Raw genomic sequence first — 18,026 nt, 5'->3', positions numbered from 1 at the left:
TTCGGTCCTTGTTCGCCCTTCGGTTCTTGTTCACCCTTCGGTTCTTGTTCGCCTTTCGGGCCTTGTTCACCCTTCGGTCCTTGTTCACCTTTCGGGCCTTGTTCGCCCTTCGGTCCTTGTTCGCCTTTCGGTCCTTGTTCGCCCTTCGGGCCTTGTTCGCCCTTCGGGCCTTGTTCGCCCTTCGGGCCTTGTTCGCCCTTCGGGCCTTGTTCGCCCTTCGGGCCTTGTTCGCCCTTCGGGCCTTGTTCGCCCTTCGGGCCTTGTTCGCCCTTAGGTCCTTGTTCGCCCTTCGGGCCTTGTTCACCCTTAGGTCCTTTAAAGTTAGGATCGTTCTTCAAACTGTCCTTATCCAACGTAACCAGCGTATATATGGTTCCATCTTTTTCAATTTTTTGTGCTTTCAACCCGTCCCCGAAATCCATACGGAATGCGTTAAGCGGCATACTCCATGCTACTTTTCCCGGAGTATATGTATTCTTTACCACGTTTCCGCCGACATACACCGTCATCGGTACGGTCGCCAACGCTTTCAGCTGTGCCACGTTCACTGCGTCGGTATCTGCTGTTCCTGCCGCTACATTGATAATCTGTCGGCTTTCAATAATTCTGTTTCCTGCCTTATCGACTCCGTCCACACCTACACTGACAGCCGCTTTGGTGGCTCTCCATGTGGCTTCCAGTTTATTCTTCGCTTCCAGATCCTTTACGAAGTCTTGATGCTCTCCTTTCCATGTGTCAAGAGCCGCTTTCGCAGCTTTTCTTTTTTTCCCTGACCTTTTTGCGTCAAAATATGCCTTTGTCAAATTGTCGTATTCCACTTTTGATGCATTGATTGTTGTTGTCCAGTTATCATAGTCCGTTTTTTTGTCCAGCGCTTTCACTACATCATCAAGGGTCGTACCACCGGCAGATGCCAAATAGCCAACGGTTCCTGCTTTTCTGCCGGCTACTGTTCCTTCACCCAAAGCAACGCTTCCATTTACCAAGGCTATTGCTTCACGTCCTAATGCCATGGAATCGGTTTCTTGTGCTATTGCTTCACGTCCTAATGCCATGGAATCGGTTTCTTGTGCTATTGCTTCACGTCCTAATGCCAGGGAAGCTTCCCCTCGTGCTATTGATAAAGCTCCTAATGCCGTGGCAGATTTCGCTAGTGCCATTGCGTTACCTCCTAATGCCGTGGAAAACTTCCCATATGCGTCTGCAGTACGTCCTAATGCCGTGGCAAAGTCACCGTTTGCGATTGAGTCAGGTCCTAATGCCAGGGCCTCGTCCCCGTCGACTACTTGTGCTTTCCATCCTAATGCCAGTGAAGCTTTCCCTAGTGCTTGTGCTTCACATCCTACTGCCGTGGCAGATTCCCCTTGTGCTTGTGCTATGAATCCTACTGCCGTGGTACCGACATTTTGTGCTTGTGATGAAGCTCCTAATGCCGTGGCAGAGTCCTCTTGTGCTTGTGCGTCAGTTCCTACTGCTGTGGCAGAGTCCGCTTGTGCTTTTGCTATGAATCCTACTGCCGTGGAATCTTTCGCTTTTGCTATTGCTTGATCTCCTACTGCCGTGGACTCTTTCGCATTTGCGCATGCTTGAGCTCCTACTGCCGTGGCAGATTCCCCTTGTGCGTATACGAAATATCCTAATGCCATGGAATGGGCCCCTTGTGCTTTTGCTCCCACTCCTATGGCTACCGCACCTTGTCCTTTCGCACCGTCATTATTCCAGTTCGAATCTGCATCTTTATCCGCGCTGTCGACGGAGAAGTAGTGGACTATTTTCTTTTCTGTTTCCAGTTTTTGCAGGACAGCATCATAGACAGCCTGCTGATCCGGGGTCAGTGCCGCAACAACAGGTGATATACCTGCTGTCATAAAGCTCCCGAGGAGTGCCGTAAGAACTAAAGATTTCAGAAGTTTTAAGTTTCCTTCGGACGAAGAGCTTTTCCCGTGTCCCTTAGCAATTTCAGAAGCTACCACCCAGGTATTTCTGACTTTGCTCCAAACCAATTTGTAAATTTTATTCATACAATTTCTCATTTACAAGTGAAATCAGAGATACTCCCCAAAAATATCCCTTAAGAAATAAAATTTCCGCGGTTTTATTTTATTCCATCAGCAAAATTTAATCAAAAATTGCTTAATTTATTTTATGAAAAATATTATCAGTTGTCAATATATATGTTACACTTTGAAAAGTATTCCGACACAACTTGGTTAGGATTTTTAAATTAAGACTAGTCTTTACGGTTTTATTATATCCGGCTTCATGCTTTGCTACTTGTCTTATCAATTCTTGTTCGCTTGTAAAAACTTTTCTTCCATAAAGAATTTTTCCATCTTCTCTATGACTTCGCGCAACGTTACCATTCTGCCACGGTGCGTATGGTCCGGTCCTTCTTAACTCCATATGTAATGCTTTGACTATCTTTTCAAATGCACTATCCTTAGCGGTTCGATCCTCATCATTTACAAATTCATAGCCATTGTCTACTTGAATCATGCGAATGGGAAATCCCATTTTTTCCTCAATTTCCACTAGATATTTGCTCGTTTCATAGGGGCTCTTTTCTTTTACTATTTTCAGCACGCGTTTCCTGCTGTATTCCTCTCTTCCTGTTATTTGATACTATCTATTCCCGTAACTTGGAAAGCAAATACATTCATCCGGAACATATTTTATATCAATTTGAACTGTATCCCCCGGATAGTTGCCGTCCATTCTCTCGTATTTAAAATAACTTTTTCGGCGGATTATCAGCTTCTTATATCCTTTTTCTCTGCACCTCACGTAAACTTCGGCCAACCCATACACGCCGTTACGTCTTAGCAGCCGTTGTATTAAAGCCAATTCTTCTTTTTTTATGAGCCTTAGGACTACTATGCGGTCTTCTTGATGTAAGTGCCGGGATCCTGACGGTTCCATCATATTTTTTTAGATGAGAGGTCTCCTTTGCTACTTTTATGGTTGTGGTAAATCCTATTGTATCAAAGTACCTCTCTTTTTTTCTTTATTTCTATAACAGATATCTTATCACCTTACATACAAGAAAACCGGTGACCGATGCGGCGGATATATCTTTTTTTTTGCAGGACACCGTACGCCCCGCCAAACGATACCTTCTCCCTATATGCGGCATCTTCCCGGATATAATAACCCCTCGGCGTTGTTGTAAGAACAGTAACGCCGAGGGGTATTCATACGTGCAGTCAAAGTCGTATTTTACTTTATGTTTTTCATTTCTTCCGTCAATACTGCCGCCAACCGTTTTACACCTTCCACAATGCGGTCTTCCGGCATATTGGAATAATTCAGCCGAAAATGATTGCGATGACCGCCGTGCGGATAAAAAGGACCGCCCGGCACATAGGCCACTTTTTCCGCCAAAACCTTAGGCATCAACGCGGTTGCATCCATTCCTTCCGGCAGCGTAACCCACGTAAACAGGCCGCCTTCCGGATACGTAAAGGTAACGCCTTGCGGGAAGTATTGTTTCATCGTCTCACACATTAAAGTCCGTCTTTTTCCATATACTTGTACCAAATTTCGTACATGCTCATTAATATCATACCGCTTCATATAGTAATACGCCTGTCGCTGCGCAAAGGAAGAAGATTGTAAATCTACCGCCTGCTTTAATTTTACCGCTTTATCTAAAATTTCCGGAGATGCCGCCATCCAGGCAAGCCGCAAGCCGGGCATAAATATCTTTGAAAAAGAACCGAGAAAGATAAGTTGCCCCTTCGTATCCAGGGATTTCAAGGCCTTCATTTTTTCTCCGTCATACCGCAACTCGCCGTACGGATCATCTTCAATAATGGGAAAATCGTAGGCGCCGACCACTTTCATGAATGCCTTGCGCCGTTCTTCCGTCCAGGTAATCCCCGTAGGATTCTGAAATTCGGGAATGACATACATCAGTCGCACCGCCTTGCCGTGTTCCTGTAAAATCTTCTCCAACGCCTCCGGAATAATGCCCTGTTCATCCGTCGGCACTTCTATAAAGCGGGGGTGCTGTAAGGTAAACGCATTAATAGCGCCCAAATACGTGGGACTTTCCACCAGTACCACATCGTCCGGATCTAAAAAAATTTGCGATAATAAGGATAACCCTTGCTGCGATCCGGAGGTAATCATCAACTCTTCCGCCGAACAGTCCACGCCGAACGCCGTTTTCATATGTTCGGCAATTTTTTCCCGTAACGGCAAGTAGCCTTCCGTCGTACCGTATTGTACCGCCTGCATCCCTTCTTTTTCCAAAATTTCCGCATCCACTTTTTTCAATTCTTCAATAGGAAAAAATTCCGGTGCCGGCAACCCGCCGGCAAAAGAAATAATTTCCGGTTGCGTCGTCAACTTTAAAATCTCACGTATTTCTGATGCCTTTAACCCGCTTGCCAATGTTGAAAACTTCATACATCGTCACTCCTTTTTTTTGATTTCCCTACGTATTTACGGTATGTTCAGTATAGCACATTTATTACTTTTATTCAATTTTAATATTCCATAAAAATATACTCATAATTCGTATAAGCCTACAGTTTTCCCATATATATGCCGCCGGTACGCCATAATTTTATTTACTATAGTAAATAAAAAACTATCCTTCGTCAAGTAGTCGAAAAAAAAAGAAAGACCGACATACTGTCGATCTTTCCGATCCGTACTGTTTGAATTTTGTTCTTAGTCTACTTTCTTGAAGGAGCCTTTATCGGCACCGCACATCGGACAGATCCAGTCATCCGCCAAATCGGCAAACTTAGTCCCTGCCGCAATCCCGCAATCCGCATCGCCTTCCGCTTCATCAAAAATGTAACCGCAAACAGTGCATTCGTATTTATCCATGATAAACAACCTCCTAGAAAAATATACCTAACAAATATTCATTATTTCTTACCTAAAATTATAATAGCATATCCGGTCTTTTTTGGCAACTGTATTTTCTATATTTTTTCAAAAAATTTATAGTTGTCTTTTTATTTGTGAACGTAATATTTATTTAAGATAATCAATTTCATTATCTGTTTTATCACGATTTCATTCGTATCACCTATCTTTTTTTTACCCTTGTTTTTCTCTTTTTTTAGTCGCTGTCGCTTGCTGACGGACAATAAAAATCGCTAAAAAAAAGCCGTTCCGGTTTTATTACTACCGGAAACGGCTCGACTGTTATTTATTAATATTAATTATTTGTTTTATCACTGTGCCCGCACATGCGTATTCAAATCAATAATCCCCGCTGCATACGGTGCAATTTCATACGGATTAAAAAGAAAATGAATATTGCGTTGCCCATCGACGTAAAAATTTTGCGGCAACGTCTGTAAGCCTGCAAAGTCCGGTGCCAACGCATAGCCGCTCTGTCGCAACATGGCGTTAATCTTGGCCAAGGTCAACTGCGGCGCCGTTTCATCATTCAGCATATATTGCCACTGTACCTGCTTTCCCGTTGCTACATTAAAGGTCACGCCGTGTTTCCACGAAAGCGGATGGGCATCTCCCTGTGTATACGACATGCCCGTATCAATAATCGATACATAATCGCCGTCATTCAGCATAACTTGGTAAGCCCGCTTAATGCGACTATTGTCGGTCTGTCCGTCAAAATGCAGTGCTTCCCTATCTTTTTCATTTAAAAAATACTGATTCATCCGCAAGCCGGCCAACGCGCTTTCCGCTTCTATAGCCGGGTATATATACGTAAACTCGCTGCCGCCGCGACGTACGAAAATCGCTTCCTGCGGCATAATTTGTGCCGGCGCCGCAGCCGTCGCCAAGACGGCACCTGCAGAAAAAATAGCGCATACTGCCGCTAATATTTTTTGTTTTTTCATCTGTCACACCTCCTGTTTTACCCAGTATACTACAAGTCATTTTTTTTGGCTATAGGGTACTGCTTTCTTTATACGGACTTTGCCACACCGGTTAATTTTCGTTTTTCATCCGTCCCCAACCGAAAGAACTGATACACATTTTCCGCCACTTGTCGATTCATTCCCGGCACGGCCGCCAACGTTTCCACATCCGCCTGTTTCATTTCCTCCAGGTTCTTAAACGCCTGCCAAAGCGCGCGGCGCCGTTTCGGGCCGATCCCCTCAATGTGATCCAAAATGGAAACCAGTGCCCGCTTACCGCGCAAAGTACGATGATAGGTAATGGCAAACCGATGCGATTCATCCCGTATGGCCTGTAACAACTGTAATTCCGGCGTGTGATGGCTCAATATAACGGGGTGTGTCGTATGTTCTGTAAACACTTCTTCCAGCCGCTTTGCCAAACTGATCACCGGGGCTTCACAACCGGCTTGTCGAATCACCGGCAAGGCCGCATGTAATTGCCCCAACCCGCCGTCAATGACGATTAAATCCGGTACGGGCCAATCTTTTTCCCCATACCGCCGCCGCATAATTTCGGCCATGGACTTAAAATCATCCGGCTTGCCCTGTACCGTTTGCAATTTAAACCGCCTGTACTCCCGCTTAGCCGGCCGGCCGTTTTCAAACACCACCATGGAAGCCACCGTTTCCAGACCTTGTGTATGCGAAATATCAAAGCACTCCATCCGCAAAGGCAGTCGCGGTAAATCAAAAATTTGCGCCAACGCTTCTACGGCGCCCATGGTTTTATCCCGATCATGCTGCCATTGCAACCGTCGCTGGGCCAACAACAGCCGCCCGTTTTCTTCCGCCATGGTCAATAATTTTTTTTTCATTCCTCGCAACGGAATCGTTATCCGTACGGAGCGACCGCATCGCTTTCGCCACCGTTCCGCATACGCCCGGGGATGCGCTAAGGCGGCCACCACAATTTCAGCGGGGATTTCGCCGGCCGCGGCATAGTATTGATCCAAAACGACTTCGGTCAGCCGACTTTCCCTTTCTTCCGCACCGTTTTCCAGTGAAAAGGTTTCTCGTCCCAATAGCCGCCCCTGTCGTACGATATACACTTGTACGCACGTTTGCCCCGCTTCACTGACCAAGGCGACAACATCCATATCGCCGCCGCCTACCTGCGTGACATGCTGTTGTCCCTGAATCACCGTTACCGCCTGTATTTGATCCCTATATGCCGCCGCTTTTTCAAATTCCATGCGCGCTGCGGCCCGATTCATTTTTGCCGTCAACGTGACAACCAAATGTTTATCCCGTCCTTCCAAAATCGCCAACGCCTGCCGCACGGCCTGCGCATAATCCGCCTGCGTAATCTTTTGCGCACACGGAGCCGGGCAGTGCCGCAAATGGTACTGCAAACAGGGGCGATCCTGTCGCATGGTCCGACACGAACGCAATTGAAACGTTCGCTGTAGCAGCGTAATAATCCGATGCACGGCCTGCGCATCGGCAAAGGGGCCGAAATACCTCGCCCCGTCTCGAATCATACGGCGGGTCATAAATACCCGGGCATACGGTTCCTGTACGGTAACCTTAATATACGGATACGTTTTATCATCCCGCAACATGATGTTATACCGCGGATGATGCTTTTTAATAAGCGTGTTTTCCAATAAAAGGGCTTCCATTTCATTGGCCACCACCATCGTTTCCACATCCGCCGCCTGCCGCATCATTGCCGCCACTTTCGGCGAACGACGTGCATCCTGTCGCAGATACGAACGCACGCGATTCCGTAAGGCCACAGCTTTCCCGACGTAAATAATTCGTCCCTGCTCATTTTTCCACAAATATACACCCGGTTGTAACGGCAACTGCCGTATTTTATCCAACACCGCCTCACTCAACATCCTGCTTTTCTCCCCGGCGCATCCATTTTTCGGTCCGTGCCAATACGGGTTTTAAATAGTTGCCCGTATAGGAAGTACGTATACGACAAATCTCTTCCGGCGTACCGGCGGCGACTATCGTGCCGCCGCCGTCCCCGCCTTCCGGGCCCAGATCAATCACATAATCCGCCGTTTTAATGACATCCAAATTATGTTCAATAACGACTACCGTATCGCCGCCCTGCACCAATCGCTGCAACATTTCCAATAATTTATGAATATCGGCCGTATGCAGCCCCGTAGTAGGTTCATCCAAAATGTACAACGTACGACCCGTACTGCGTTTGGACAATTCCGCCGCCAATTTAATCCGCTGCGCTTCGCCTCCCGATAAGGTGGTAGCCGCTTGCCCCAATTGTATATATCCCAGCCCCACCTCTTGCAACGTCTGCAATTTACGGGAAATACGGGGAATGGCGGCAAAAAATTCCCTCGCTTCGGCAACCGTCATTTGCAACACTTGCGAAATCGTTTTTCCTTTATACTTCACTTCCAGCGTTTCCCGATTATATCGCTCGCCATGACATACTTCGCAGGGCACATACACATCGGGTAAAAAATTCATTTCAATCCGTATAATGCCGTCTCCGCGACAAGCTTCACAGCGACCGCCCTTAACATTAAAACTGAACCGCCCCGCCGCATAGCCGCGAATTTTAGCCTCCGCCGTTTGACTGAACAACTGCCGAATCGGATCCAATACACCCGTATACGTTGCCGGATTGGAGCGGGGCGTACGGCCGATCGGCGACTGATCGATATTAATGATTTTATCAATATTTTCTACGCCCCGTAAGGCCGTAAAAGCTCCAGGTCGGTGAATCGTACCGTACAGCGCTTCCGCCATGGCTTTATATAAAATATCATTGACCAGCGTCGATTTTCCCGACCCGGAAACGCCGGTCACTACGGTCAATACGCCCAAAGGAAAGGTCACATCCAGGTTCTTCAAGTTATGTTCCGCAGCTCCCAGGATCGTAAGCGACTTCCCGTTCCCCCGCCGTCGTACAGGCGGCAACGGGATATACTTCGTGCCGGTAATATATTGCCCGGTTACCGAGTCCGCACACTGTTCAATAACGGATACCGGTCCCTGCGCCACAATCCGACCGCCGCCGCTGCCGGCCGCCGGTCCCATATCGACTACCCAGTCCGCCGCTCGTATCGTATCTTCATCATGTTCCACTACAATTAACGTATTTCCCAGATCGCGTAAATTCTTCAAGGCTTGTAATAATTTATCATTGTCCCGTTGATGTAAACCGATAGAAGGCTCATCCAAAATATACAACACGCCCACCAATCCCGAACCGATTTGCGTCGCCAACCGAATCCGCTGTGCTTCTCCGCCCGACAACGTACCGGCCGACCGCGACAACGTCAAATACGACAATCCTACATTCTGCAAAAACTGCAATCGCGCTTTAATTTCTTTCAGTACTTGTTTGCCGATCAACGCCTGCCGGGGCGTTAACGACAGCTTTTTAAAAAAGGACAGCAACGCCTGCACCGACAATTGTGTCACTTGCGAAATGTCCAACCCGCCCAGACGAATCGCCAATGCTTCCGAACGTAACCGTGCCCCGTGACACGTACGACACGGCGTAACCTGCATAAAGCGGGCAAATTGCTCCCGCATCATATCCGTCGAAGCTTCACCGTACCGCCGCCGGACCATCGGACAAATTCCCTCAAAGGGCACGGAAAAAGTCTTACTCCGACCGTGTAAATTTTTATAAGAAAACACGCAAAGTTCTTCGGTTCCCCAAAGGAGTTTCTGCTGTACCGCCGGCGACAAATCGGCAAACGAAGCGTCTAAAGAAGCGCCGTGTTGTTCTAAAAATGCCGCCAACTGCCGCATAAACCATGAATCGGGATTGTTCGACAAGGCGGCGACCGCCCCTTGAGAAAAAGCTTTGTGACGATCGGGAATCACCAACCGTTCTTCCACTTCCATCGTACTTCCCAAGCCCGAACAGGCGGGGCAGGCGCCGAAGGGACTGTTAAAAGAAAATAACCGCGGCTCTATTTCCGGCAAACTCAGATGACACTCCGGACAAGAAAAATGCTGACTGTACGTCAATACTTCCCCCGTTTCCACATTAAGCACCCGCAGAATGCCGCCGCTCAATTTAGCCGCCGTTTCCAAAGAATCCGTCAGCCGCGCGGCAATGGAATCTTTCATTACCAACCGATCGACAATGACTTCAATCGTATGTTTTTTATTCTTTTCCGGCGTAATATCCTCACTTAACCGATAAACCTCCCCGTCAATGCGTACGCGCACATATCCGTCTTTAATGAGCCGGGTCAAAAGTTTCCGGTGCGTTCCCTTTCTCCCTTCCGCCACCGGGGCCATGACCATTAGTTTGGTTCCCGTCGGCAAGGTCATCACGGCATCGGTCATTTCCTGTATGGTCTGTTGCCTGATAGGCTTGCCGCACTGCGGACAAAATGCCTCTCCCGCACGGGCATACAGCAACCGTAAATAGTCATAAATTTCCGTTACCGTTCCCACTGTAGAACGGGGATTTCGTCCCGTCGTTTTCTGATCAATAGAAATTGCCGGCGACAGCCCCTCAATATAATCCACATCCGGTTTATCCATTTGCCCTAAAAACTGTCTGGCATAAGCGGATAAAGATTCTACATACCGTCGCTGCCCTTCCGCATAAATCGTATCAAAGGCCAGGGACGACTTTCCCGACCCGGACAAACCGGTAAACACGGTTAACGTCCGACGAGGAATTTGTACATCAATATTTTTTAAATTATGTTGTCTTGCTCCTTTAATGGTAATATACGTATCCGCCATCCTTCTTACTCCTTTTGCCGGGTCATAGAAAATACGGCTTTGCGATCCGGCCGTTTTACTTTCCGCTTATACCGAGCCTTCGGCATATCCCGCCCCCGCAGGGCCGGCGGTAACGTATCATCTTGCGAAAGATCCGCCAACTGTTGCCGCAAGCTTCCCAAGCGATCGCGCAATACCGCCGCCTGTTCAAACTTCAACTGCTTGACCGCTTCGTTCATTTGCCGCGTTACCGTACGAATAACCTTTTGCAAGGCTTCCGGCGTAAGCGGCGCCTCTTGTTGCGCACCGTACGGTCGAGGGGCTTCCGCCACCTTCGTCAGCTCGATTAAATCTACCACTTCTTTTTTTACCGTCTGCGGCACAATATGATGTTCCTTATTATAAGCCTCCTGTACGGCACGGCGTCGTGCCGTTTCCGCAATAGCCCGCCGCATGGAATCCGTCATGCGGTCGGCATACATAATAACCTTTCCCCGGGCATTGCGGGCCGCCCGTCCCATGGTCTGAATAAAAGCGGTATAGGAACGTAAAAAACCTTCTTTGTCGGCATCCAAAATAGCCACTAAGGATACTTCCGGCAAATCCAGCCCTTCACGTAATAAATTAATCCCCACCAGCACATCAAACTCGCCGGCTCGCAAATCGCGAATAATTTCGGCGCGCGCAAAGGTCGCAATATCCGAATGTAAATACCGGATACGGACTCCCATTTCCCGCATATACTCCGTTAAATCTTCCGCCATTTTCTTCGTCAACGTCGTGACCAGCACCCGTTCCTTTCGCTCCGTTCGCAAGCGAATTTCTCCCAACAAATCATCCAGTTGTCCGGCAATCGGACGGACTTCAATCGTCGGATCCGTCAACCCCGTAGGCCGAATAATCTGATGGGCCACATTCGTCGCCGCTTCCATTTCATACGGTCCCGGCGTGGCGCTGACATAAATAATCTGATTAATACGTTCCACAAATTCTTCAAACCGCAACGGGCGATTATCCAGTGCCGAAGGCAGCCGAAATCCGTATTCGATTAAATTTTCCTTTCGCGATCGGTCGCCGGCATACATAGCACGTAACTGCGGTAAGGTTACATGCGATTCATCCACCATAATCAAATAATCTTCCGGAAAATAATCCAATAATGTATACGGCGTTTCTCCCGCTTTTCGCCCCGCTAAATGGCGAGAATAATTTTCAATCCCCGAGCAATAGCCCATTTCCATCATCATTTCTATGTCATACCGGGTCCGCTGCTCCAATCGCTGCGCTTCCAACAGCTTGCCGTCCCGCTTCAGCTCCTGTAACCGTGCCGCCAATTCCGCCTCAATCGTCGCCACCGCCCGCGTCATCTTTTCCTTCGTCGTCACATAGTGACTGGCCGGATAAATCGCCACATGTTTGCGTTCGGCCACCACCTCTCCGGTCAAAGCGTCCACTTCGGTCAACCGCTCAATTTCATCGCCGAACATTTCAATTCGCACGACTGTATTATCAAACGACACGGGAAACACTTCAATCGTATCCCCGAGTACCCGAAAGGTCCCGCGTTGCAAGGTCATTTGACTCCGTGTATATTGCACGGCTACCAATTTACGTAAAATCTCCGTCTGTTCTTTTTCCTGTCCCAACCGCAAAGATACGACCAGTTCACTGTAATCTTCCGGATCGCCCAACCCGTAAATACACGATACGGAAGCCACAATAATGACATCCCGTCGTTCAAATAAACTCATGGTCGCCGAATGGCGCAGCTTATCAATCTCATCATTAATGGCCGAATCTTTTTCAATATACGTATCGGTGGCGGCAATATACGCTTCCGGCTGATAATAATCATAATAACTGACAAAATATGCCACCTCATTATTCGGAAAAAACTGCTTAAACTCGCTGCATAATTGTGCCGCCAAGGTTTTATTATGCGCAATAACCAAGGTCGGCTTTTGTACAGCCTCAATTACCTTGGCCATCGTATACGTTTTCCCGGTCCCCGTTGCGCCCAGTAATACCTGCGCCCATTGCCCGGAACGAATCCCCGCCGTCAACGACGCGACGGCCTGCGGTTGATCCCCGGTCGGAGCATACGGTGCTACCACATGAAACGGTTGCGAATCGTCATAATCCTTACTTAAATGTGTGTGTATATCCATGATGTTACCTCGAAAGCATTAAAAAATAACTATTATTAATTACTAAGTATATCATGGTACGTTGCTACTGTATAGTAAAAAGCCCTTTCCCCGGGCCCGGAAAAAACGCGGTCCATCCGAAGATGAACCGCGTTTTTTTCCTCTATCGTGCGGCGCACAGTGTACGTCCATTTAAAAATGATACGTTCCCTGTACCCGCAAATAATCCCCCAACGTAAACCGTTCCGGTCCATAAAGACTGTCCCGCTCATGAATCCCTTTAACGCCGAACGTATAGTAAGCCGCCAGAGAAAGATTTTTCTTCACCGCATAGTCACTGCCGACCGTAAAGCAGGATACACCGTCCAAATACCGATCCGGGACACTTTCCGTGCCGTTGCCGCCAAAGAAAGAACCGTGTTGGAAATATTTGTAATCTAAAAACATATGCCAACTTCCCGGACGCCGCCTGTCATACGCGCCGCAATCCAACCGATAGACCATAAAATAGGGAGCGTTACCGTCCGTATGCCCTTTTACAGTAAACACATTACTATGTTCCGGATGGTCATATACGGTAGATCCGTTGAGATACCGCGCCAAAGCCGTATAATTTTGCCCCGCTTCCGCGGAAACGGTAACCTGCGGCAACACTTTGACTTGTATGCCCAAGCCGATAACCGCCGCCCGCGTACGGAAGGTGCGGGGTACCACACGACCCGCTTGTACGGCACTCGTCGTGTACGCCGCATCGCCGACAGAATGCAACCCCCATACCTGCCAGCCCCAATGCCGATTCACTTGCCGTTTGAGTTGTACAAATGCGGCCCGTTGCAAAGAGGGCACGGCATCCTGTTGCAATATCATACCGTCTTGTCGCAGGCGATAACCTTGTTTACCTAAGCATTGCAAGGGCAGAGAACTGTCATTTTCCGGTTTCCATCCTTCCGGACCGGCCAGCCGTAACAAAACGGATTTCATTACCGGTGAAATCGTCGCTTTTTCCCATCCGTATACCGGCTGTTCATGCTGCACGGCCTGTACTTTTTCCCATGCAGTCGTGCGATCATATATAGAAGTCCGAGCCTTTTCCAATGCTTCTTGCCGACTTATTGTTTGAAATTCTTCCTTCCGTACCTTATCAAAAGCAATACCCCCACGTTGTCCTATAGAAGTTATGCCCAAATCCTGCAGCACGTCCTTACCCTTATACATACCGTAGCCGTAAAATTCCGTTTGTATCGTATACATTCCCGGTTTTATGATACCGGACTGACTGATATAACGCTTACCGTTGAAAGGCGTCTGCTTAATCTTATTTTCTGTATTCTCAAAGGCCGTTTGTCCCCATTTCCGCATGGTTTGTATATCCTCAATAGACGCCGTATTGCCGGTTGCCAGCGGAATAACTGCCGCCAAAAACGTTTGTTTCTTCCCTCGCGCATCGGTGAGCGTTATTTTTTCCCACATATAAGTATTTACCTCATATTGCCCCAAGGTAGCCAATGCGGACTTCGTCTTTTTTTGATACTGTTCATCGCCGTACGCATCCATCACGGCTTTATACTGTTTAAAAATCTTATATTCTTCCGCAAAATTTCCGGCTTTCACTAACGCTGCATATAAGGACCCGTAATCTTTCGTATATACCGCCCCGTTTTGATACCTTTCCGAGGCACTCGCATTCAAGGGCTGTATACCCAACCACTCCGATTTTGTCGGCGGTCGATAAAACGTGCCCCATAACGCCCGGGAATAAGCGGAATCTTTAATTCCCGTTTGTTGTGAAAAATCGCCGTACCCGACGCGAACTTGCATTCCCTTTCCCGTCCTGACGATCCGTACGCCGTCAAAGGTCTGTCGGAACCAATAGCCGCTTAGCCCCAGCGGTTCCTGCAAACGACCGACGGCGATATCCCACGTATTATCCCGTCGAGTAATTGCCGCCGTATCCACATGTTGCGCATTCAAGCCGCGCGAATCACTTGTATCATACGCCGTATCGCTCCCGGGCATACCGTCCGCACTGCCGGCAAGCGTCACATACGACCGTCTTCCCAGTTTTGCCGTCGCCTCTACTGACAGCCGCTGCGCAAACCCGTGTCCGCCTTTTTCCGCATAATTTTTATAAGCCGATCCTACCGTTGCCTGCGTTGTGACCCGTACGCCTTCAGGCTTATCCTTACCGGTAAACGCCTGCCACCGCACAGCATACGCGCCATGAACTTGCACTCCTGCCCGTTGCGGCAACGCCGGTTGGCCGATAAACCATGAACCCGCAGACGCCGCCGGACGACCGGACGTGCCGTTAGTCTTCCGTGCCGTTTTCGTCCGCACTTCACCGCCATCCAAAGAAAACCGTGCTCCCACCTTGTACGTCCGCGCCGACATCGCTTGCGCATCATCACGATGATCAAATAGATTATCGATCCCCACATATACTGCCGCCGCCGGATTTACCCGCTTTTGAATCAGCAAATTCCAGATACCGAAGGTCTTATTCTTATACGTCTGCAATTTTTTAGAAGAAAAGGTATATTCCAGTTCCTGATACCCCCGCCGGCCGGTGTGCCGCGGATCGGGAACGGTCGCGTCCTCTACTAACCGTTCTCGCCTATATCCCTCCGGCGACCGATGAAATTCATCCGTTAATTCCACATAATTGCCGTCATGACTGACTGTATTACTGTCCAACATATGTACATAATAGTCGCCCCAAAGCGTCGCTTTCCAGCCGTTATGTTCATATCCCAACGACACATCCACTTTATGCATCGGTTTATTTAACAAACGTTTCGGCATGTCCGGATCGCTCTCATTGATCGCCTGTACATACGTATATCCCAATTTTGCCCGCCAATGATGCAAAAACCGGTGTGCCAAGGAAAGTTCCACGCCCGTTATATGCGCCTGTCCCAAGTTTTTAAAACTATAGAGCATGTCCGGCGGCATGAGCCACGTATGCACGTCCTGCTTTCTGAAATGCAGTAACTGCCCCGTAAAATACACACTCATGTAATTTTTTATCCGATGATGAAACACATTGATCCGGGCTTCCGTATGCGGCGTTTCTTTTTCCCAGGCCACATCGAAATTAAGCGACGTTTCCGGCTTTAAATAAGGATTGCCGAGCCAATAAAATCCCAGCTTTCCCACCCCCAAATCATAGGGAGTGCCGCCGTACATTTCCCAATTGTAATACAATTCTCCCATACCCGGTTCCGCATAAGCCGTACCGACGTTCGCTTTTATGCGCGTATGTCCGTCTGTATCCAAGGCGCGGGTCAAGCCGATATTAAAAGAAAGGTGTGAGCCGAACAAACTGCTTTGATCCCGGCGTACAGACGACATGACCGTAGTCCCCGTCCCGATTTGCCGGAGATCCGACAGGAAAATATAGTGTTTAGTAAGTGCCGCCTTGCCGATAGTAAGCTGATTGTCCCGTTTATTATGTTCTTCCATAAACGTCTTTCCGTGCCACGTCAACGGAAACGCCCCGTCCTCCAATCCCTCAGGGTGAAAGGCATAATACCGGCGTACCATCTTATCGTCATCCCAGTCCCACTCACCGTCCTCATCCTTTTCTAAAATCTCTTTGTTACGTTTACCATTTTCCCGGCGAAGCTCCTCGGCAAACGCAGCTTTTCTTTTGTCTCGCTGCGCCTGTACTGTCGGATCTTCATTCTCGTCCTCTTCCTCTTTAGTATAATCGTCATACGTATATGCCGGTGCGAGGGAACGGGTTCCCTGCCGATACCCATACTGATCATAGACTAAATCCACACCCATATGACCGCTTTTATCTTTATAAAAAGGCCAATCATGTATATTCGAAGCAGGTTTTCCCACCCCTTTTTCCGTATATAAATTCTTATCATACTCCCACGGATCAATCGTTACCGCATGTGTCACCGGCGCATCCGACAAGCGGGCGCCTTCTCCTTCTTCCCGCGCATAGCCGCCGCCCCACGACAGAAGATGAGATGCATTGATTTGCGTCTGCGCCGCTACTTTTATCGTGCCCTGCGTATGCTGTAAGGTATCTAAATACACCAGCGTATTTTTCCCTTCAAACGGCGAAAAGGCGGCTTTGGAACCGATGGCCGTATCCGCTTCATGCAACTTCGCATACTGCATTTCTATTTGCCACTGCGTTTTTCCCCGACTCCGGTCTTCATAATATACGGCATACGTATTTCGGTTTATATTACGCGTGTATAATACTACCGGTTCCGGACTGTCATCTCTATGTTTTACAAACCGTTTCATATCTTCCCGCACCGTATCCGCAGCCATATGCAGCACTTTATCTTTCGCCGGTGCATACGAAACGAGCAGCCCCGTATTTTTAATATCACCATAATACCGCAAGGACGTACGGAAATCGCCCGCATAATTTATCGCCCCGCGAAATACCTTTTCACTATATATGGGCGCAATCGTTCGCCGACCGGCATACAACGCAAGCCGCCCCTTGCCGGTGCTCCCGCTGTCGGCACGTAAAAAATAATTTCCATACAGACTCCCGTCGGAAGCCGCTGCTTTTCGATTTTCCGCTCGTACTGTAAACGCCGCTTTTTTTGCAGCCTTTTTCGTAACAATATTCACTACCCCGCCCATGGCATCTGCACCGTATTTTGCCGAGGCGGCTCCCTGTATCACTTCTATCCGTTCTACATTGTCCGTTCCCAACCGTTGTAATTCATCACCGGCGCCATTATATTTGTCAACATTCCCCAAAACCGGTTGTCCGTCCACTAAAAGCAACGTATGTCGCGGCTCCGCCCCGCGCATGGACAACGTAACCCGTCCCATGGCATCCACTGTACGCACCATACCCGGCTCACTGAAAATCACTTCTTCTACCGATTTTGCCGCTTTATTCTCTATGTCCCGCTTACCGATAATCGTTGTCTCCAACGATTCCGACCGGGCCGCCGCCGTCGCCGCATCGGTCTTTACCACCACATCTTGTGTTCTCCCCGCATCCGTATACGCCGCCTGCACACCGCTCCCTAGAGTCAGTATGTACGCCGTCACTAACAAGGACAAGGAAGCATATGTATACTGTTTCATGACATACCTCGCTTTATATATTGAAAATAATTATCACTTTTAAAGTATATCATAAAACACGCTGTTTAACCACTCCTCTTACTGCGCTTTCCCTTTCTCCGCTGAAAACACCTTTCTTCTTCCGATTAACACCTGCGAAAGGTGCGACGACAGAATGTTATGTTCCCTACAAACGCCCCTTCTGCCGTCCCGTCACCGCCGGTATCCGCTCCTGCAAGGGATACACCTTATTACG

Annotated in this window: 9 protein-coding genes; all 9 read right to left on the bottom strand. The window is 48.4% G+C overall.

Annotated elements, in window-relative coordinates:
- Positions 1-2,021 (bottom strand): ESPR-type extended signal peptide-containing protein (locus tag HMPREF1039_RS07880; protein WP_007390396.1); only part of this gene is annotated, 2,021 nt, incomplete at its 3' end.
- Positions 2,022-2,133: 112 nt separating this feature from the next.
- Positions 2,134-2,583: a hypothetical protein gene (locus tag HMPREF1039_RS07635; protein ID WP_007390353.1), complete on the bottom strand. Its 450-nt coding sequence runs from the start codon at positions 2,581-2,583 to the stop codon at positions 2,134-2,136.
- Positions 2,584-3,216: 633 nt separating this feature from the next.
- The gene (locus tag HMPREF1039_RS00525) at positions 3,217-4,410 is read right to left on the bottom strand and encodes an aminotransferase-like domain-containing protein (RefSeq protein WP_007390358.1); all 1,194 of its coding nucleotides are present in this window, start codon (positions 4,408-4,410) and stop codon (positions 3,217-3,219) included.
- Positions 4,411-4,677: 267 nt separating this feature from the next.
- Positions 4,678-4,839: a rubredoxin gene (locus HMPREF1039_RS00520; protein WP_007390360.1), complete on the bottom strand. Its 162-nt coding sequence runs from the start codon at positions 4,837-4,839 to the stop codon at positions 4,678-4,680.
- Positions 4,840-5,192: 353 nt separating this feature from the next.
- Positions 5,193-5,828, bottom strand: coding sequence for an RsiV family protein (locus HMPREF1039_RS00515; RefSeq protein WP_007390365.1), 636 nt, complete (start codon positions 5,826-5,828; stop codon positions 5,193-5,195).
- A gap of 68 nt (positions 5,829-5,896) precedes the next feature.
- The gene (uvrC, locus tag HMPREF1039_RS00510; protein ID WP_007390419.1) at positions 5,897-7,735 is read right to left on the bottom strand and encodes an excinuclease ABC subunit UvrC; all 1,839 of its coding nucleotides are present in this window, start codon (positions 7,733-7,735) and stop codon (positions 5,897-5,899) included.
- A complete protein-coding gene (uvrA, locus tag HMPREF1039_RS00505; RefSeq protein ID WP_007390333.1) occupies positions 7,725-10,589 on the bottom strand; it encodes an excinuclease ABC subunit UvrA in 2,865 nt (954 codons plus the stop codon). Before uvrA ends, uvrC begins: the two co-directional genes overlap by 11 nt.
- 5 nt (positions 10,590-10,594) lie before the next feature.
- Positions 10,595-12,736 carry an excinuclease ABC subunit UvrB gene (gene uvrB / locus HMPREF1039_RS00500; RefSeq protein WP_007390373.1) on the bottom strand — a complete coding sequence of 714 codons (2,142 nt, stop codon included), beginning with the start codon at positions 12,734-12,736 and terminating at the stop codon, positions 10,595-10,597.
- A 171-nt stretch (positions 12,737-12,907) separates the two neighbouring features.
- Positions 12,908-17,791 (bottom strand): TonB-dependent receptor plug domain-containing protein, encoded by a 4,884-nt coding sequence (locus HMPREF1039_RS00495; protein WP_083811850.1) that lies wholly within the window; start codon positions 17,789-17,791, stop codon positions 12,908-12,910.
- Positions 17,792-18,026 lie beyond the last annotated feature (235 nt).

It is taken from the genome of Megasphaera lornae, from assembly GCF_000214495.1.
Lineage (GTDB): Bacteria > Bacillota > Negativicutes > Veillonellales > Megasphaeraceae > Megasphaera > Megasphaera lornae.
The sequence above is the reverse complement of the archived record's forward strand: the minus strand, read 5'-3'. Positions and strand labels throughout refer to the sequence as shown.